An 18980-nucleotide genomic window follows, 5' to 3' on the forward strand; every position below is an offset into this window, starting at 1 on the left:
AATGCGCCTATACGTCTAATATCTATTCGTACTGATGAATAAAACTTAAGAGCATTACCGCCCGTTGTAGTTTCTGGATTCCCAAACATTACACCAATCTTCATACGAATTTGATTAATAAAAATCACAATACAATTAGTTTTGGCAACAGAGCCAGTTAATTTTCTTAAAGCTTGGCTCATTAATCTAGCTTGAAGACCCATGTGACTATCACCCATATCTCCTTCTAATTCAGCTTTTGGTACTAATGCAGCCACAGAATCTACTACTATTACATCAATTGCACCTGAGCGAACTAGAGTATCAACAATTTCAAGTGATTGCTCACCAGTGTCTGGTTGTGAAATAATTAATTCATCAATGTTAAGCCCAAGTTTTTCTGCATAAACAGGATCTAAAGCATGTTCAGCATCAATAAAGGCGCAAGTGCCACCTTTTTTCTGTGCTTGGGCTAAACTGCTTAAAGCTAAAGTAGTTTTTCCTGAGGATTCTGGACCGAAAATTTCAATGATTCTGCCTTTAGGAAGGCCACCAATACCCAAAGCCCAGTCTATTGCTATTGAACCAGTTGATACAGCTTCTATTTGTTGTAATTGGCCTTGCCCTAATTTCATTATAGAGCCTTTTCCATATGATCTTTCGATTTGTGATAGTGCAGTTTCTAACGCTTTATTTTTATCCATTCTTAAACCTTATTTGTAAATGTTGTATTCTAACTTAAAATATGCTATAATGTTAAACTCAATATTGCAAATACACAATATTGTTTTTTAAAATTTTTAGATAAGTTGTTGATAGATGAAGTTTTGTAATTTATTAATTGTTATTATATTATTATTTTTACCTTCTTGTACAGGTGGAAGTTCATCTTCTGGTTCAAGTTCTTCTTCGGCCTCTGAAGCTACTGATAATAGTTTATTTGCAAATTTTTCTGATACAGAAATTTCTGCAACTTGCGCTACAACAGTTTGCGCTGCGTCAAACTTTGAAACTACTGAATATTTCACAAGATATTCTTATACAGAAAATAGTACTACTTTAAACACACAAAATTTCTTAGATATAATAAACGCAGCAGATGCTTATGCATATTTAAGCAATCGAGAAAAAAACTGGGCAGGGGATGGTGTAGATGTAGTGGTTTCCGATACAGGCATTGTTATGAATCATTCTGATCTTCAGGCAAATTATTCACCTAATAGTGACACAAATAGCCTTTTAGATGATGATGGGCATGGTACTCATGTAGCTGGAATAATCGCAGCAGATAAAAATGATTCAGGCATGCATGGCGTCGCACCAAATGCTAATTTATTATCAGTTGCTTTAGATGATTTAGTTGATAATCAATATGGTAGCAGTGACTATTATAATTTTGTTAAAGATTCTGGTGCAAAAATTGTCAATATGAGTTGGGGTTACCCAACAACTATTCCAAGCTCACAAATAGATGATATAAAAACTAATATTAGCACTATGGTAAGTGGTAATAGTGATTTAGTTTTAGTAGTTGCAGCTGGTAATGAAGGAGCAAGTCAGCCATCCTACCCGGCTTATCTTGCCAATGATTCTGTGGCAAATCAACAAATGATAGTAGTTGCTGCATATGATGGTGCAAATTATGAAATTGCAGATTTTAGTAATAGATGTGGGGCTGCAAAAGATTACTGTCTTTTGGCACCTGGGGTTAGCATATATTCAACATCGAATGATTCAGATAATTCTTATGCTATAATGTCAGGTACTTCTATGGCTGCACCTGTCGTATCTGGTGCTGCAGCAATTTTAAAATCAGCATGGCCAAGTCTTACTGGTGCGCAGATTGTAGATATATTATTAACTACAGCAGATCAATTATCTAGTTATACAAGCAATATTAATACTGTAACTGGACATGGTTTATTGAATTTAGATAGTGCAGTTCAAAGCCAGGGAAGCTCAACTACATCTCTTGGTAGTTCACAATATTTATATGATAATTCAGAGTTATATATTCCACAAGAATATCAAAGTTTATTTGCTACGGCGGAATTTAGTGATTTTGTTAGTAAAGGTGTGTTTTTTGATAGTTATAATAGAGATTATACAGCAAATTACTTGGATAAAATAACCTTCTTAAATAGTGATAGTGCAAATTATAGTTACGGTAACAATTTAATAAATAACAAATATAATTTCGAAAATATAAACTTTAGGGATGGCGGTTTAAATATTAATTTGTACAAAAAAACTAACTTATTAGCGAAGCATATTTTTATAGAACCTGATACACAAGAAATTGACTCTGATTTTGGCAATTTACATTATAGTTTTTCTCATAAAAAAATAGCTTTTAACATAGCAGCTGGTGAAGTTGAAAATAAAAATCTATTTAATGATGATTTATTCAAAAATCTTAATATTTTAACAAAAGATAATTCAGCAAATTATTTTAATTCAGCGCACGACATGAAAGGTATAAATTTCAATGCTTTATTGCATAATAATAAAGAATATTCGTTAAATTTAGGCTTTATTGCGAAAGAAAATAACATTAGTAAGAAAGGCTTTGCAGGGTTCTCAAGTGAATTATTTAAAAATAGTAAAAACTCTAAACATGCGCTAAAATATCAATATATTATTGAAGAAAACTCTGCACAAGGTATAAGTGGAAATGAGGCATTTAACATAGGTAAGAATTATCAAACCAATATTATAGAATTATCATCAAGCTATGAATTTAATAACATAAATTATTTCCTTAAATATGGTTTTATGGAAACCCTTAATAAAAAGCAGGAAAATAGTTTTGTTAATTTATCTGATAAATTCTATTCTGATAGCTTCTCATTAGGTGCCGTACAAAAAATTAAAAAAGATTTTCAGATAGGTTTTATACTTTCAAAGCCATGGCAAATTAGAAAAGGAGACCTTGCTTATACCATACCGGTAGGCTTGTCTGATGATGGTGAAATATTAACAGATACTTATAAAGTAGATTTTGATCAACAATTACAGCTTGATTATGAGTTTTTTCTAAATAAACAAATTTCTTATAATAAATCACTGAAATTTAATCTTATATTTCACCAAGATAAGCTTTATGAGCAAGAAAATAAAGAAACAGAAATATTTATGTTTTATGATTACTTTTTTTAAAAAAGCCTATAATAATATAGGCGTAAATTATAATGTGTAATAATATGACTAAAATTATTGATGGTAAAAACTTTGCAACAGAAATATGCAAAAAATTAGCACTAGAAACTCAATCTTTAAAAGAGCAATATAATATTACACCTGGTCTCGCTGTTATTTTGGTTGGCAGTGACCCAGCAAGCCAAGTTTATGTTGGTAATAAAAATAAAAAAGCGAAAAATATAGGGTTTTTGTCAAAAGAGATCTTATTACCAGATAATATCAGTGAAGATGCTTTGTTAAGTGAAATTAATAAGTTAAATAAGGATAAAGATATACATGGTATTTTAGTGCAATTACCGTTACCAAAGCATATTAACAAAGATAAAGTTATTAATGCCATAGATGCCAAAAAAGATGTTGATGGTTTTAATATAAAAAATGTTGGTAAATTATATACAGGTCAAGATTCTTTAGTTCCATGTACGCCACAGGGCTGTTTGATGTTATTAGAAGATTTTTTTGCTAATGATTTATCTGGGAAAAACGCTGTTATTATAGGCCGCTCTAATATAGTTGGTAGACCAATGTCTGAGTTATTGTTGCAAAAAAACTGTACAACTACAATCATCCATTCCAAAACAAAAAACATGCAAGAAATCTTAGTTAAAGCAGATATTATTGTGGCAGCTGTGGGAATTGCAAATTTTATTACTGCTAAAATGATAAAAGATAATGCCGTAATTATAGATGTAGGTATTAATCGTATTAAACTAAATGATAAATATAAATTAGTTGGTGATGTGGATTTCAGTTCTGTGCATGATAAAGTGGCTGCAATTACACCAGTTCCTGGAGGAGTAGGGCCGATGACAATTGCTTGCTTAATGAAGAATACTTTAAAAGCGGCTAAATCTACCATTGATGATTAGATATTAGCTTTGCTTTAAACCAAAACTCAAATATTTATAACAACATATTATATTTAAATTATTTCTAACCGGTTATAACAGCGTATATAAAGTTATCTAAAGATGAAAACAGCTATTTTAAGTCGTTTTCTAGTTGTTTTAATATAATGAGTTGGAACTTTTAGCGTAAAGAAATAGGATCTAACATTTAGCTTTATGTTCATTGATAAAGCAAACACATAGTTAGGTAATTTTATTAAGTAATTATGTTTTATAATATTTAGATTGTTAGCAGGTTAAAGCATAAATAAAAAGTAGTTAGCTATTTACCTTATTTTCTGCTTATATTTCTAATATTAGATAATTATGTAAATTTTATAGCATTTTCGGCTGCTTTAAAAATTACAGCTGCTTTATTTTCTGTTTCTTCATATTCCATTTCTGGCTTTGAATCATAAACGATACCAGCACCTGATTGTGCATAAAGAATTTTATCTTTTAAAAGAGCGGTTCTAAGCATGATAGCCATATCCATATGTTTTTTATGCGCAGAAAAATAACCTATACAGCCAGAATAAAATGACCTTTTTTGACTTTCAAACTCTGCAATAATTTCCATAGCTCTAATTTTAGGGGCGCCTGACACAGTTCCTGCTGGAAAACCTGCTATTAATGCATCTAAACAAGTTTTTTCCGCTTTAATTTTACCGTCAATATTTGAACTAATATGCATAACATGTGAATAATATTCTATTTCCATATACTTATTTACATCAATAGAGTTCTTCTCCGCTACTCTACCTACATCATTTCTGCCTAAATCTATTAGCATTAAATGTTCAGCCACTTCTTTTTTATCATTTAATAGATCTTTAGCTAATTCTTGGTCTTCAACTGCATTATTTCCCCTTTTTCTAGTGCCAGCAAGGGGCCTTACAGTTACTATATCATCTTTTACTCTTACCATAATTTCTGGGCTTGAGCCAATTATTTCAAAATCAATAAAATTTAAATAAAATAAAAATGGTGATGGATTTAAGGTTCTGAGAGAACGATATAAAGCAAAACCAGAGTGAGGAAACTTGGCCTTAAACCTTCTTGAAGGTAAAACTTGAAATATGTCGCCAGACTTAATGTAGCTTTTGGCTTTAGCTACAATATCTTGATATTCTGTTTTAGAAAAATTAGAGCTAAAATTTAAATTATCAGTATTTTGCTCTTGCAAATTTATCTTAATGTTATTTGTAAGATGTTTCTTTATTTTATCAACTAGAGCTAGCTTTTGTATAAAAACTTTTTCTCCTTCTAAATCATTTGGGTATATTGGTAAAGATAACATAATTTTATCTTTTAAATTATCTATGACTATAATGATTGTTGGTCTAATAAATTTTGCTTCAGGTATGTTAAGCTCGTCTTTTTGATGAGCCGGAATATTTTCAAAGTAATGAACCATATCATAGTTCATATAGCCAAACAGCCCAGATGAAATGGCTGGCAAATAAGAAAATTCTTCGATCTTAGATTCAGTTTGGATCTTTTCAAGCGAATCTTTAATTTCATCATTAGTAGAGTTTTCTTGGATGTAATTTGTTCCTTCTTTAGCTATGGTTATAATGTTCTTATTACATTCCCAAATTAAATCAGGAAGAAGACCAATTGCAGAATAACGACCTTTGTTATTATCTTTTTCAGCAGATTCTAATAAAAAAGAATATTTAGAAATATTTTTAAGTTTTAAATAAAGCGATATAGCAGTGTCTAAGTCTGAATTAATCTCTTCACTAATAATAAATGGTTTAGCTTTAATATATTTTGTAAGAAATTCTTCTTTGTAATTTTTAATCATCATTTTGCTTTATTTCAACTCCATATTTCCTGATAAGAAAATTCATATATGAGTCTGTAATATTATTGTTAAAATGATTTTGGTATATTTGTGTTAATCTTTCTTGCATGAATAATTCTTCACCTGCACTTGATTGTTTTATTCTTTTAAAATTATATAATGCAAATTGAAAATTTTTCATATCTAAACTTAATAAAGGAGGGGATATTTTATTCGTTTTATCCAGTGAGAATATTAATTGCATAAACTGATCGCTTAACTGCTCATTATCTCTAGATATAAAGCTTTTACTTATAGATAGATTATATTTTTTCTTTAATTGATTTAAAGTAGTTAATTTATTGTCTGAATCTTTGATAATAGTATAAATTTGTTTTGCTGTTTTTTCATTATTTTCAATATGCTTAAATTTCTGCCACTCTGTAATAAGCCTTCCTCTTACTTCATCTATTGCTAAATGTCTTTGATCTTTTATTTCATTAATTTGATAAAGAATAAAATTTTCATCACTATAAGATTTTTTATTAATAATTTTAGTTTGCCCATCAGTAAACATATCCATTTTGAACTTTTGGATGCTCTCTTGATTAAAGCTACTTAACTCCACAGGATCTTCTTTAGAAATGTCTAGCGTAGTTAGCTTTAAACCAGCTACTTCAGCAATTTGCTCTAAAGTCATTTCAGTATCTATGTTATTAGCTGCCAAATTAAAGGCTTCTTTAGCAATTTTACATGCTGCCTGATTTTGCAATTTTGCTGTTATTTCTTCTTGGACATCTTTGAACATTGTTAGTTTTTCTGGTTTTATTGCCAATACTCTGAAAATATGCCAACCATAAGGACCTTTAATTGGTTTGGTGTATTGATTTTTGCTAATATTGAAAATAGGAACTGCAAAATCTGTAAATATTTGCTCTTTCTCTTGAAAACCAATCTCAATATCATTTTTATTCATATTCAAATTTTGAGCTATTTGATAAAAAGAAATATTACTATTTAATTCTTCATAAGCAGCATTAATAGTTTTTTCGTCCTTTGAAAATAATTGCTCTATATTTCTTTGCTCAGGAATTTTAAATAAATTTTTATTGTTACTGTAATAATTTTCAATTTCTATTTTTGACACTTTGACTTTAGCTTTGAAAGCTGAGCAGCTAAAATCTAATACAGAAACATCTCTTTGCCCCAATTGCAGAAATTTATCCTTATTTTTAGCATAAAAATCAACTAACTCTGGCTCAGATGGCGTAATCTGTGTTGAAGGTTTATCCAATGGAAATTTAATAATTGAAATATTTCGTTCTTGATTCAAATTTTGTGAAACTAATTTGTCATATGCACTAAAATTAATCGCAGAGCTTTGATAAAAATTAGCAAATAAATCACTAATTACTTGCTCCTGAATATTGGCAAATATATTTTGCTCAGTTAAATTGTAACTTAGAAGGAAATTTTTAAATTTACTTGTTGAAAAGCTGCCATCGACAGCTTTAAATTGTGGCTGTTCTTTTAAAATCGAAAAAATCAGCTCTTGATTAACTAGAATTCCTTGTGCTGCAGATTCTTGTGTAATTAATGAATTTCTGATTAAATTTTGCAAGGCATATAATCTATATTCTTCATCACTTAATTTATTATCCGGATTAGCTTGATTTTTTAGATTTTGAACTTCTTGATTTATATGAGCTGTAGAAATTTTTTGTTTGCCAATTTTTACTGAATGATCAGTTAACTTACTGCGAAAAACATCTCCTATACCCCAAAAAACAAAACTTAAAATAATAAGAATTATTATTAATTTAACATAAATTGTTTCAGAAAAATTTCTAAAGCTCCCCAGCATAATTATTTTATATATAAATATTTAAAAAAATATAACATAACTGTTGTAAATTAATTAGTAAATATATAATAAAATTTTGAATAATTTTAGAAGGTAAACTGTGAAGAAATATGCAATAGCAAATTGGAAAATGAATGGAGACGAAAAATTTCTAAATAATTACTTTTCAGAAATAGCGATAGATATTAACCTAAAAGTTAATTTAGTTTTTTGCCCACCCGCACCTTATATAGCATCTTTTGCTAAATTATTAAATCAGAATAACTTACATGTTGGAGCGCAAGATTGTCATTACGAAGATAAGGGTGCCTTCACTGGTGATTTAAGCGCCTCTATACTAAAAGACTTAGCTGCAACATATGTTATTTTAGGGCACTCTGAAAGAAGGCAATATCAGTTTGAAACTAGTGAATTAGTAGCTAAAAAAGCTATTACTGCACAAAAGCATGACCTAATTCCAGTTATCTGTGTAGGTGAAACTTTAGCTCAAAGAGAAGATGGTAGTTATCAGGAAGTTATAAAAAAGCAGTTAGAAGAATCAATTTCATGGCAATTAAATAAAGAATTTATCATTGCTTATGAACCAGTATGGGCAATTGGCACCGGTGTTACTCCAAAATTTGAGCAAATAAAGGAAGTGTTTGCTTTGATAAGTGCTTATCAACCAAATGTAAGTATTTTATATGGAGGTTCTGTAAGTAGTAAAAATTGTGATGAATTTGCAAAAATAGAGAATTTGTCAGGCTATTTAGTTGGTTCTGCTAGTTTAAAAGCAAGTGAATTTTCAAAAATAGCTTTGAGCTTGCAATAACAAATATTTACGCTTATTAATATGAAGCTTTTATAAGCGTATATTAGACATCATGGAATCATTACAAACAATCTCATTAATTGTTCACATCTTAGTTGCAATATTTATTGTAATTTTTGTTTTATTACAACCAAGTGGAGGAGGGGATGGCTTAGTGTCCTCATATACACCAACTGGTAATTTTATGAGTGCAAGATCTGCCGCTAATTTTCTAAGTAAAGCTACTATGATTTTGGCAATAATATTTATGGCAAATACTTTGTTTTTAGGCGTAATAGCAAATAAGAAGTCTCAAGGGAACTCCATAGTTGAAGATCTTTTAGAAGAAGAGAAAAAAAATCAAATACCATTAGCCGAGTAATGACAGAATTAAAAAAACATGAATAGTAAGTTTATATTTATAACTGGTGGAGTTGTCTCATCTTTAGGAAAAGGTATAACAGCTGCAAGTATTGCTGCCTTATTAAAATCTCATAATTATAAAGCTAGAATTAGAAAGCTGGATCCTTATCTTAATGTTGATCCAGGAACTATGAGTCCAATTCAACATGGTGAAGTTTTTGTTACAGAAGATGGTGCTGAAACAGATTTAGACTTAGGACATTATGAAAGATTTACTGATGCTAATGGTAAAAAATCTGATAATATTACAGCAGGTAAAATTTACTCTAAATTACTTAAAAAAGAAAGAAAAGGTGACTATTTAGGTGGTACAGTTCAAGTTATACCTCATGTAACAGATTTGATTAAAGAGTTTATTTACAGTGATATTACTGATGAAGATTTCATAATTTATGAAATAGGTGGAACAGTTGGTGACATAGAAGGACTACCTTTCTTTGAAGCAATAAGACAGGTTGGTAATGAAGTTGGTAAAGAAAATTCATTATTTATTCATGTTACTCTGGTGCCTTATGTTAATGCCGCAAAAGAGCTAAAAACCAAACCAACCCAACATTCAGTTAAAGAGCTCAGATCAATAGGAATTCAACCGGATATTTTAGTTTGCCGGAGTGAACATAAAATTTTAGCCGATGAAAAAAAGAAAATAGCATTATTTTGTAACTTAGAAGAAGAAAGTGTAATAGAAGCCTTGGATGTTGATTCAATTTATAAAGTTCCTCTATATTTAAGAAAACAATATATTGATAGAATCATTTTTAATAAATTAGGTATTAAAAATTACCCAAAAGCGGATGTTTCTATCTGGGAAAATTTAGAAAATAATCTAAATAATTTGGAAGAAGAAGTTAACATTACAATAGTTGGTAAATATATAGGCCTTAAAGAATCTTACAAATCTTTGATTGAGTCTTTAGATCATGCAGGCTATGCACATAATGTTAAAGTTAAAATAAATTGGCTAAATGCTAGAGAATTAGCAAAAAATACCGAATTGCTTGTAACTAGTAACGCTATTTTAGTCCCTGGAGGTTTTGGTAGTGATGGTATCAAAGGTAAGATTGCCGCAATAAAATACGCTAGAGAAAATAACATTCCTTTCTTTGGTATATGTTTAGGTATGCAGCTTTCTATTGTTGAATTTGCGCAAAATAAATTAGGCCTTGATGCTTTTTCATCAGAATTTGAAAAGAATAAAACAGATGGTGCAAAAGTTATTGGCTTATTAACAGAATGGCAAAAAAATGGTGATGTAGAAAAGCGTGACGCTGAATCTGATTTAGGAGGTACAATGAGATTAGGTTCTTATAAGTGCCAAATAAAAGAAAATACTCTTGCTGCAAGAATATATGAAACGGATTTTATCAATGAGAGGCACAGACATAGATATGAAGCAAATATTGCATATCAGGATAAATTTGAACAAGCAGGTTTAATATTTTCAGGTTTGTCAGAATCTAATGATTTACCAGAGATAATAGAGTTAAAGAACCATAAATTCTTTATAGCAGTGCAGTTTCATCCAGAGTTTAAAACAAGACCATTTAAGGCTCACCCTTTATTTAAGTCATTTGTAAAAGCAGCTTTAGATAATAAATAACACTACTCTTGCATGGCTAGTTAAAATATGCTATAATATATAAAATTTAGGGTTTTATATGTTCAGATTAATGTTTTATATATTTATATTTTCAGTATTATTTAATGCATTTACTTCTAGTAAATTCCAGAAAACATTGCAAATAATTAGTAAGTTAGTTAATTAATTTAACCTCTACCGCGATACATGGGTGTGCTTAAGTCAGGAATGTTGCATTTTGCTGGAACCTCCCCATGCTCAAAAAATACATCTATAGGAATGCCACCTCTTGGATACCAATAACTGGCAATTCTAAACCATTTTGGCTCTATTACTTTTATAATATCTTTAGCAATGGAAATTGTGCAATCTTCATGGAAGGCCCCATGATTACGATAAGAGCCTAGATATAATTTTAATGATTTACTTTCGACCATATGTTTACTAGCAATATAATCTATTACCAAATGAGCAAAATCAGGCTGTGAGGTTACAGGACATATAGAAGTGAATTCTGGACAGGTAAATCTGGTGACATAATTCACATCTTGATGGGGATTATTAACAGCTTCTAAAATTTTAATATTAGGTTCAGTTGGCAAAGCAACATTTTGCCCGAGTAATTTAGGTTTATGGTTCATTTTTAGTCTCTACTTAATTTGGAATACATTTCTATATTGTAATATTTACCTTTATGTAAACGAAAATTTCTAAGTGTGCCATCAAAATTAAAACCATTTCGCTCTAAAATTTTAATTGAGGCCAAATTTACTTTTATAGTTGATGCTTGAATTCTTTCTATACCCATTATTTCAAAGCCATATTTTAATATTGAATTCATTGCTTTGCTCATTATGCCTTGACCCCAGTGATCAAGGTCTAAATCATAGCTAATTTCAGCTCTATTATTAAAATAATTTAGATCATGAAAACCAATAGCACCGATCATTTGGTTGGTTTCTTTATTGGCAATAGCCCAGTAAATACCAGTTTTTCTGTAAAAAAGATCGATCCAATAGATTATCTCTTCCTTTGCTTCATCTAGAGTTTTTGGAATAGTAGATAAGATATATTGTTTAACTTCTGGTTTAGCTATATAATTATAAAAATCTTCTGCATCTGAATATTTTTGTTCTCTTAGATAAAAATTATCATCTATGTCTAATAATGGAAATTCAGATAATTTAAGCATATTTAATAGGGTCTTTTATATTATTTTCGCTGAAGCCTTTTAATCTTAGCAGGCATGAATCACATTTGCCACAGGAATATTCATTTATTGGATCATAACAACTATGAGTGATACTATAATCCACGCCCAAACCAAGGCCCTTTTTTATAATTTCTGCTTTAGTTAAATTTATTAATGGGGCATGAATATTTATTTTTCTTGTTTGTCCCAATTTTGTGCCTGAATTCGCCATTTTTGCAAAATCTGCAATAAATTCGGCCCTACAATCAGGGTAGCCACTATAATCAACTGCATTAGCACCAATAAATATATCACATATATTGTAAGATTCTGCTATTGCTAAAGTATATGATAAAAAAATAATATTGCGCGCTGGTACATATGTATTAGGTATTTCTAAGCTATTTAAGTCGCGATTTTTTTCTATTGGTGAGTCACCTGTTAATGATGATGTGGCAAAAACTTCAGGTTCTAATTTTATAACTTGCGCAGAATTAATATTAAAACTTTGTTTAATTAAATTTACATGATCTAATTCTTTTTTATGTTTTTGACCATAGTCAAAGCTAACAGCATGAAGATCATATCCTTTATTAAGTGCAATTGCTGCTACAGTCGCCGAGTCCAGTCCACCACTCAGTAAAATAATAGCCTTTTTCATTCGATATTTAAAATTTTATGTTGTTGTATACTATATATATAGCCATATTTTAAAGCAACTTTCATGGTGTATTTTTGATTGAGCAGATTTTGTTGCTGATTATAACTGTCAATAGGTTGTACATAAATTGGTTTAGAACATTCTAATTTAGGTATAAGCTTATAATCACCTTCACTACTTAATAAAAATTTAAAAGAATCAGCATATTTAATTAAATTTTCACTAATATTATATTTTTTATTAGTAATTTTAGGAGAGCAAACTATATGAACCTCTTGCGGTAACTTTCTTGCTATTGTTCCATTTGTTTCAATTTGCACTTTGAAACCTAGCTCTAATAATTTGCCACAGAATTTTTCAATAGGCTGTCTTAAAGGCTCTCCACCAGTAATAACAATTAATTTTATGTTATCTTTTGATATCTCTGTGTTAATTTTTTGTACGATATCATTTAAATTTATACGCTCAAAATTGTCAAATTCAGTATCGCAAAAAGAACATTTTAAATTACAGCCTCCTAGTCTGACAAATATTGCGGGCTCACCACTAAAAGGTCCTTCTCCTTGTAGGGTTTTAAAAATATTTACCACCATAAGAAAGTCTCCCAAATGGTTTTCTACTTTGAGAATCTTATTTTTACCAAACATTTAGAATTTCTTACTCCTATATTGTTGTATAGTTTCCTTTATATGCTCATCTGATTCGCCCATTAAATTAAGGGCTACCCGGGTCATTTGGAGGCTAGTTTCCTGAACTTCTGGTATAATAAATTGTTTAGCCTTAATTTTTTCTAACTGCTCATAATGATCTATATCTAGTGCTCTTACTATTAATTGTATGTTAGGATAGTTCTTTTTAATTAGGTTAATAGTTTGTTTTAGAGCTGTTTTATTAGTCATGGTGAGAATTACAGTGGGAGAATCTTCTAAATCTAAGCTATGTAAAAAGCTATTATCTGCCATATTACCGTAATAAATAGGGATGTTTTTTTTATGATATGTGGCAACTATTTTATTGTTGTTATCAACTGCTATATATCTAACTTTTTCTTTTTCTAAAATTGATGCAATTGTATTACCCACTCGTCCAAAGCCCGCAATAATGACGGAATTACTGGTTAAAACAAAATCTTGGTTTTTTTGCTTTAATTGTTTTTGATAAGCTATTTTATCTTCATATTTACGGCCAATTAAAGCAAGTAATGGAGTGATTGCCATTGAAATACCTACTACAACAGATAAATGTTGAAACATTTCTGTAGTCATAATATTTTGCTTTCTTGCCATTTCAAATAACACAAAAGCAAATTCACCTGTTTGCGAAATAAGTAAAGCGGCATTTAATGAAACTGGAAATTTTTTCCTGAAAGCTAAACAGATTAGGGTAGTAACTATAACTTTTACTAAGATTAATGCTGTAGCTAATAAAGTTATACTTATAAATTTTTCGCTAATCAGGATTAAGTCTAAGTGCATACCAATTTCGGTGATAAAGAAAAAACCTAAAAACAAACCTTTAAACGGATCTATAGTGGATTTTACTTTATGTTGAAATTCTGTTTCTGCAATTATTACTCCTGCTATAAAAGCACCAAAGGCTAGTGATAAACCCATATAATTAGTTAGCCATGCCGCCCCAAGAACCACAAATAAAGTAGTTGCTATAAATAAATCCTCATGTTTTTGCGATGCTATAATATGTAAGATAGGTCTTAGCAAATATCTTCCTACTAAAATGATAACAGATAAAGCTAAAACAGATTTAAATATAATCATATAAGAGGTATTCAGTAAGTTAATATTATCCCCACCTAGAACTGGTATTAATACAAATAACGGTATTACAGCTAAATCTTGAAGTAGTAAAACGGACAGACTTATTTTTCCAGTTGTAGTATTAGCTTGATGTGTTTCAGCCAAAACTTTTAGTACAATTGCAGTAGATGATAAAGCTAAACCTGTTGCTACAACTATTGTTAATGGAATATCTTTTAAAAAAGGAGCTAAAATTAGGGCAAATACTAATGATGTTACTAAAAATTGACCTGAACCCAAACCAAAAATCATTTTACGCATAGCCATTAATCTATCCATGGTTAGTTCAAGGCCAATTACAAATAACAAAAATACAACACCAAACTCAGCAAGAGACTTGGTTACATCGTTATATCCTGCAATATTAAGACCAAAAGGTCCTATTAATGCGCCAGCTGCTATATAACCAATAACAGGGCTTAAGCGTATTTTGCGAAATATTACTACAACTAAAACAGCAAAAAATAATATGGTTAAAACATCTGGTAAAATGTCATGGTTACCAAAATTATGAGTATTGGCTAGGCTATCAGCTAAAAATTTTATAAAATCCAAAACATTAAAAAGTTAAGTTGCTTTTGAGTTATAATATAAAAATTACAAAGCTAAACTAAAAATTTAGAATTTTTTTTGCCATTTGTAAAATTATTTTAGAGTTTTTGTTGTTTTGTTCAAATAAGGATTGGTTATTTTCAGAGAGAAAAGGGATGTTTTGATCATGTTCTAAAGTTCCTATTTTCTTAATATTATGTGCTTTGCAGAAATCTTGCGTCTTATTTTTATATAATTTGTTAGCCATATTTTCGATGAGTCCAATAATATTAATATTTGCTTTATTCATTAAATCTATAGTTCTAACTGTGTCAATTAGTGCAATTTGTTGAGGTTGAGTGATTATAACAGCTTTTGCCTCAGGGAAATTTTTTAATAGTGATAAATAAGTATCTCCAGTGCCTGGTGGCATATCAATAAACATAACATCCAAATCAGACCATATGGTCTTGTTGATTAAATTGTTAATAGCTTTACTTATCATTGGGCCACGCCAAATAAGAGCACTCTCCTTAGGGACCAGAAAACCCATTGAGTTTAGCTGTAGGTTTTTTACCGTAATTGGTACCATTAAATTATGTTTTATTTCTGGTGCTTGTTGCTTTATACCACATAGATGGTGAATTGAGGGTCCATAAATGTCAGCATCCACAATTGCTGTATTATGCTTTAAAGACTGACTAGCCAAAGCTAAATTATAGCAAAGGGTAGATTTCCCCACACCTCCTTTGGCACCACAAATTAAAATGATTTTAGGCTTGTTTTCTTTTATTTTATTTTTAATATTGAAATTTAGCATATGAAGCTTAAGAAGATTAATAACTAATTATTACAATATGTTGACAAAAATAGCCAGTTTATTCGAAAATCCTTGGGGAGAAGATAATACGCAGAAAAAGAAACCTGCAAATAACGCAAACAAAGACCAAGCAGCACAAGATCTAGAGCTGCTTTACAAAAAATATAAAGGTAGTTTTGATAAATTTAATCCTAACTTTAATTCGTTCAAAGGCATAATTTTAGGTTTTTTAGCTTTTATTGTATTGTGGCTCTTAACTGGTTTTTACACAGTAGGTCCAGATGAACAAGGTTTAGTTTTAAGATTTGGAAAATATAATAGAACCGTATCACCTGGTTTGCATTATCACTTACCTGCACCTGTTGAAAAAAAGATTAAAGTTAAGGTAACTAAAATCAATTTAATAGAAGTTGGCTATCGCTCGATAGGTAACAATGTTCAGTCCAGAACAGAAGAAAGTTTAATGTTAACTGGAGATGAGAACATAGTCGACATCAATTTTGAAGTACAATGGCGTGTTAAGGACGCATATAATTATCTATTTAATGTTAGAGATGCTTTTTCAGGTAATACGGTAAGAAGTGCAGCAGAAAGCTCAATGAGAGCTGTAATTGGTAAGACAAACATAGCCGTTGCATTAGCGGAAGGAAGAAGCCAAATTGAAGAGGAAAGCAAAATGTTATTGCAAAATGTTTTAGACTCATATGAAGCAGGTGTAGATATTGTTAGATTACAGCTATTAAAGGTTGATCCACCTTTACAAGTTATAGATGCGTTTAGAGATGTGCAGACCGCAAAATTAGATAAAGAAAAATCTATAAATCAGGCTGAATCTTATAAAAATGACATTATTCCTAAAGCTAGGGGAGATGCACAGAAAAACATAGAAGAGGCTCTTGCTTACAAAAACGCTAAAATTGCAGATGCAACCGGTAAGTCAAAGAGATTCTTACAAGTTTACAAAGAATATTCCAGAGCCAAAGATATCACTAGAAAAAGACTTTATATTGATACTATGACAGAAGTTTTAGATAAGGCTAATGTAACAATAATAGATGGCAGTGTGTCAAAAACAGGTGTTATGCCTTATTTACCTATAAATGAATTAAACAAAGTGAGAAAATAATGAAAAAATATTTAGCCCTTAGTGTAGTTGTAATTAGTCTATTTTTTATACTAAACTCATTTTACATTTTAACTCAAATTGAACAAAGTGTAGAGCTTAGATTTGGAAAAGCAGTGGACCAAGAAATAGAACCTGGTTTAAAGTTTAAAGTTCCATTTGTAGATGATGTAGTTTTCTTTGATAAAAGAATCTTACATATAAATGCAGCATCTAAAGAGGTAATAGCATCTGATCGTAAGAGATTAATCGTCGATGCTTTTGCAAAATATAAGATCACAGATTCACTGTTGTTTTTTCAATCAGTAAGATCCGAGAAATCAGCAGAAATAAAACTTAGTTCAGTTATTGAGTCAAGCTTGAGGCAAGTTCTTGGTAATGCTCCATTAAGTGCTTTATTACAAGAAGATACAAGAGCTTCAATTATGTCTGATATTAGAGATATCGTAAATGATAAAGCAGCTAGTTTTGGCATTGAAGTATTAGATGTGAGAATAATGAGAACTGATTTGCCTAAAGAAAATAGTGCGGCTATTTACAGAAGGATGCAAACAGAAAGAGAAAGAGAAGCTAAAGAGTTTCGCGCAGAAGGCCAAGAAGAATCTAAAAAGATAATTGCCAAGGCAGAAAGAGAAAAAGTAGAAATTATAGCTAATTCATTGAAAGAGTCAGACATTATTAAGGGTGCTGGAGATGGAGAGTCTACCAAGATATTTGCTCGTGCATATGGTAAAGATCCGGCTTTCTTTGAGTTTTATAAAACTTTAGAAGCATATAGAACATCATTAGCTTCTTCCGATAAGAACATAGTAATTTCACCAGATAGTAGATTTTTTAAATATTTGAATAACATCTATAGATAGATGTGTATCTTGCAGAGATTTATTTATATATTTTTATTTTCTGCCATTTTTCTAAATAGCTTATCTGCAAATGATAAAAACATTGACATATGCTCGCTTAGTTTCCCTTCTTTTTCACATACGGTAGCGAAACTACTTCCTACAGTTGTAAATATATCTACCAGCAAAAGCATAACTAAAAAAGGAGTTGATTTACCAGATTTATTGCCAGAACTTCCTGAAAATTCACCATTTGAATTTTTCTTTAAAGATTTATTTGGTAGTGGTATTATAGCAGATAAAGTTGAAACTGTAACTTCGCTAGGTTCAGGATTTATTATTTCTGAGGATGGTTATATTGTGACAAATAACCATGTATTAGATAGTGCAGAAATAGTTGATGTTAAATTAAATGATGGTCAAATAGTAAGAGCAAGAATTATTGGTCGAGATATAAAATCTGATCTTGCACTTTTAAAAATCAAAACAAAAGATAAGCTTCCTTTTATTGAAGTAGGGGATTCAGATAATTCTGCGGTAGGTGACTGGGTAATTGCAGTTGGCAACCCTTTTGGTCTGGGTGGTACAGTTACAGCTGGAATTATCTCTGCAAGAGGGCGAAATTTAATGGTTGGTAGTAATATAGATTTTATTCAAACAGATGCTGCAATTAACAAAGGTAATTCTGGTGGCCCTATGTTTGATAGTAAAGGTAAATTAATTGGTATTAACACTGCAATATTCTCTAATGCTGCTGGTGGTAATATTGGTATTGGTTTTGCTATTCCAGCAAATACAGCAATACCAGTTATAGCACAATTAAAAGCTAGAGGCAAAGTAATTAGAGGCTGGCTTGGTGTTAGTGTACAATATATGGACCCAAATATGGCTGATGCTCTTGGGCTTGAAAAAACCTATGGAGCTTATGTTATTTCTGTTATAGCTGATAGTCCGGCGGAAAAATATGGTTTACAGCCAGATGATTTAATTGTTGAGATATCAGGTAAATTAATAAATAGTCCTCAACTACTTGCGCAAATTGTTTCTTCTACAGAAATTGGGGATAAGCTAAATTTAAAAATATTACGCTTTGAAAATGGAAAGTTAGTACCCAAAAATATAATTGTAGAAATTGAAAATATTCCAAGTGAAGATAAAAAGAAAATTCAAAAGAAAACAGGCATAACTTATAAGGAGTATTTGGGTCTTAAATTAACAGAATTAAATCACAGATTTAGAAATGATTATGCAATCCCAGAAGAGCTAAATGGAGTTTTAATCATAGGTTTTGCTGATAATTCAAAAAATAATATTACAGGTGTAATCGAAGGAGATGTTATTAGTAAGATTAATCAAGAGCAGATAAAATCATTTAAACAATTAAAGAGAATTATTGAGAGAAATCGTAAATTTGGAAAAAAATATGCAGTTTTATCAATCAAAAGGGGTGAACTTACCGTGATTGCAACTGTTAATATAGAGTAA

Annotated in this window: 17 protein-coding genes; 8 read left to right on the plus strand and 9 right to left on the minus strand. The window is 30.3% G+C overall.

Annotation, left to right across the window (positions count from 1 at the left end):
- Positions 1-683, minus strand: a 683-nt coding sequence (recA, locus tag HOH73_00005) for a recombinase RecA (protein MBT5827257.1), incomplete at its 3' end; no start/stop codon positions are given.
- Positions 684-798: 115 nt separating this feature from the next.
- On the opposite strand from recA, the gene HOH73_00010 reads away from it, so the two are divergent.
- Together HOH73_00010 and folD are read left to right on the plus strand one after the other, a co-directional pair.
- Positions 799-3138, plus strand: a complete 2340-nt coding sequence (locus HOH73_00010) for a S8 family serine peptidase (GenBank protein ID MBT5827258.1) — start codon at positions 799-801, stop codon at positions 3136-3138.
- 44 nt (positions 3139-3182) lie between these two features.
- Positions 3183-4049: a bifunctional methylenetetrahydrofolate dehydrogenase/methenyltetrahydrofolate cyclohydrolase FolD gene (gene folD, locus HOH73_00015; GenBank protein MBT5827259.1), complete on the plus strand. Its 867-nt coding sequence runs from the start codon at positions 3183-3185 to the stop codon at positions 4047-4049.
- 343 nt (positions 4050-4392) lie between these two features.
- Here the strand turns inward: folD and trpE are convergent, their stop codons facing one another.
- On the minus strand, positions 4393-5880 hold the full coding sequence (gene trpE / locus HOH73_00020; protein ID MBT5827260.1) for an anthranilate synthase component I: 1488 nt from the start codon (positions 5878-5880) through the stop codon (positions 4393-4395).
- On the minus strand, positions 5870-7720 hold the full coding sequence (locus HOH73_00025) for a hypothetical protein (GenBank protein ID MBT5827261.1): 1851 nt from the start codon (positions 7718-7720) through the stop codon (positions 5870-5872). The genes trpE and HOH73_00025 overlap by 11 nt, the downstream gene beginning before the upstream one ends.
- 100 nt (positions 7721-7820) lie before the next feature.
- Between HOH73_00025 and tpiA the strand changes: the two genes are divergently transcribed.
- From tpiA to HOH73_00040, 3 genes are read left to right on the plus strand one after another with little or no spacing between them, the layout of a single operon-like run.
- Positions 7821-8531: a triose-phosphate isomerase gene (tpiA, locus tag HOH73_00030; GenBank protein MBT5827262.1), complete on the plus strand. Its 711-nt coding sequence runs from the start codon at positions 7821-7823 to the stop codon at positions 8529-8531.
- Between the two features lie 52 nt (positions 8532-8583).
- On the plus strand, positions 8584-8892 hold the full coding sequence (gene secG, locus HOH73_00035) for a preprotein translocase subunit SecG (protein ID MBT5827263.1): 309 nt from the start codon (positions 8584-8586) through the stop codon (positions 8890-8892).
- Between the two features lie 18 nt (positions 8893-8910).
- Entirely contained in the window at positions 8911-10533 is a 1623-nt protein-coding gene (locus HOH73_00040; protein MBT5827264.1) for a CTP synthase, read from the plus strand.
- A 167-nt stretch (positions 10534-10700) separates the two neighbouring features.
- Here HOH73_00040 and queF read toward each other — a convergent pair whose 3' ends face one another.
- Genes queF through HOH73_00070 form a run of 6 tightly spaced genes read right to left on the minus strand, consistent with a single transcriptional unit; the run spans position 10701 to position 15530 of the window.
- Positions 10701-11153 (minus strand): NADPH-dependent 7-cyano-7-deazaguanine reductase QueF, encoded by a 453-nt coding sequence (queF, locus tag HOH73_00045; GenBank protein MBT5827265.1) that lies wholly within the window; start codon positions 11151-11153, stop codon positions 10701-10703.
- Between the two features lie 2 nt (positions 11154-11155).
- Positions 11156-11704 carry a GNAT family N-acetyltransferase gene (locus HOH73_00050; protein ID MBT5827266.1) on the minus strand — a complete coding sequence of 183 codons (549 nt, stop codon included), beginning with the start codon at positions 11702-11704 and terminating at the stop codon, positions 11156-11158.
- Entirely contained in the window at positions 11697-12365 is a 669-nt protein-coding gene (gene queC, locus HOH73_00055; protein ID MBT5827267.1) for a 7-cyano-7-deazaguanine synthase QueC, read from the minus strand. The genes HOH73_00050 and queC overlap by 8 nt, the downstream gene beginning before the upstream one ends.
- Positions 12362-13012, minus strand: a complete 651-nt coding sequence (locus HOH73_00060; GenBank protein MBT5827268.1) for a 7-carboxy-7-deazaguanine synthase QueE — start codon at positions 13010-13012, stop codon at positions 12362-12364. The genes queC and HOH73_00060 overlap by 4 nt, the downstream gene beginning before the upstream one ends.
- Positions 13013-14734, minus strand: coding sequence for a potassium transporter (locus HOH73_00065; GenBank protein ID MBT5827269.1), 1722 nt, complete (start codon positions 14732-14734; stop codon positions 13013-13015).
- 55 nt (positions 14735-14789) lie between these two features.
- Positions 14790-15530: a P-loop NTPase gene (locus HOH73_00070; protein ID MBT5827270.1), complete on the minus strand. Its 741-nt coding sequence runs from the start codon at positions 15528-15530 to the stop codon at positions 14790-14792.
- 37 nt (positions 15531-15567) lie between these two features.
- Between HOH73_00070 and hflK the strand changes: the two genes are divergently transcribed.
- The 3 genes from hflK to HOH73_00085 are packed head-to-tail and all read left to right on the plus strand — an operon-like array spanning position 15568 to position 18980.
- Positions 15568-16656, plus strand: a complete 1089-nt coding sequence (gene hflK / locus HOH73_00075; protein MBT5827271.1) for an FtsH protease activity modulator HflK — start codon at positions 15568-15570, stop codon at positions 16654-16656.
- A complete protein-coding gene (gene hflC, locus HOH73_00080) occupies positions 16656-17516 on the plus strand; it encodes a protease modulator HflC (protein ID MBT5827272.1) in 861 nt (286 codons plus the stop codon). Before hflK ends, hflC begins: the two co-directional genes overlap by 1 nt.
- Entirely contained in the window at positions 17517-18980 is a 1464-nt protein-coding gene (locus tag HOH73_00085; GenBank protein ID MBT5827273.1) for a Do family serine endopeptidase, read from the plus strand. It begins immediately after the preceding gene.

Source organism: Alphaproteobacteria bacterium (genome assembly GCA_018667735.1).
Lineage (GTDB): Bacteria > Pseudomonadota > Alphaproteobacteria > Rickettsiales > JABIRX01 > JABIRX01.

Excerpts from the sequence above, each read along its gene's own strand:
- HOH73_00070 (MBT5827270.1), bottom strand. The coding sequence starts at position 15,530 with ATGCTAAATTTCAATATTAAAAATAAAATAAAAGAAAACAAGCCTAAA.
- queF (MBT5827265.1), bottom strand. The coding sequence starts at position 11,153 with ATGAACCATAAACCTAAATTACTCGGGCAAAATGTTGCTTTGCCAACT.
- secG (MBT5827263.1), top strand. The coding sequence starts at position 8,584 with ATGGAATCATTACAAACAATCTCATTAATTGTTCACATCTTAGTTGCA.
- HOH73_00050 (MBT5827266.1), bottom strand. The coding sequence starts at position 11,704 with ATGCTTAAATTATCTGAATTTCCATTATTAGACATAGATGATAATTTT.
- HOH73_00085 (MBT5827273.1), top strand. The coding sequence starts at position 17,517 with ATGTGTATCTTGCAGAGATTTATTTATATATTTTTATTTTCTGCCATT.
- HOH73_00040 (MBT5827264.1), top strand. The coding sequence starts at position 8,911 with ATGAATAGTAAGTTTATATTTATAACTGGTGGAGTTGTCTCATCTTTA.
- hflK (MBT5827271.1), top strand. The coding sequence starts at position 15,568 with ATGTTGACAAAAATAGCCAGTTTATTCGAAAATCCTTGGGGAGAAGAT.
- HOH73_00010 (MBT5827258.1), top strand. The coding sequence starts at position 799 with ATGAAGTTTTGTAATTTATTAATTGTTATTATATTATTATTTTTACCT.
- HOH73_00025 (MBT5827261.1), bottom strand. The coding sequence starts at position 7,720 with ATGCTGGGGAGCTTTAGAAATTTTTCTGAAACAATTTATGTTAAATTA.
- HOH73_00060 (MBT5827268.1), bottom strand. The coding sequence starts at position 13,012 with ATGTTTGGTAAAAATAAGATTCTCAAAGTAGAAAACCATTTGGGAGAC.
- hflC (MBT5827272.1), top strand. The coding sequence starts at position 16,656 with ATGAAAAAATATTTAGCCCTTAGTGTAGTTGTAATTAGTCTATTTTTT.
- queC (MBT5827267.1), bottom strand. The coding sequence starts at position 12,365 with ATGAAAAAGGCTATTATTTTACTGAGTGGTGGACTGGACTCGGCGACT.
- folD (MBT5827259.1), top strand. The coding sequence starts at position 3,183 with ATGACTAAAATTATTGATGGTAAAAACTTTGCAACAGAAATATGCAAA.
- trpE (MBT5827260.1), bottom strand. The coding sequence starts at position 5,880 with ATGATGATTAAAAATTACAAAGAAGAATTTCTTACAAAATATATTAAA.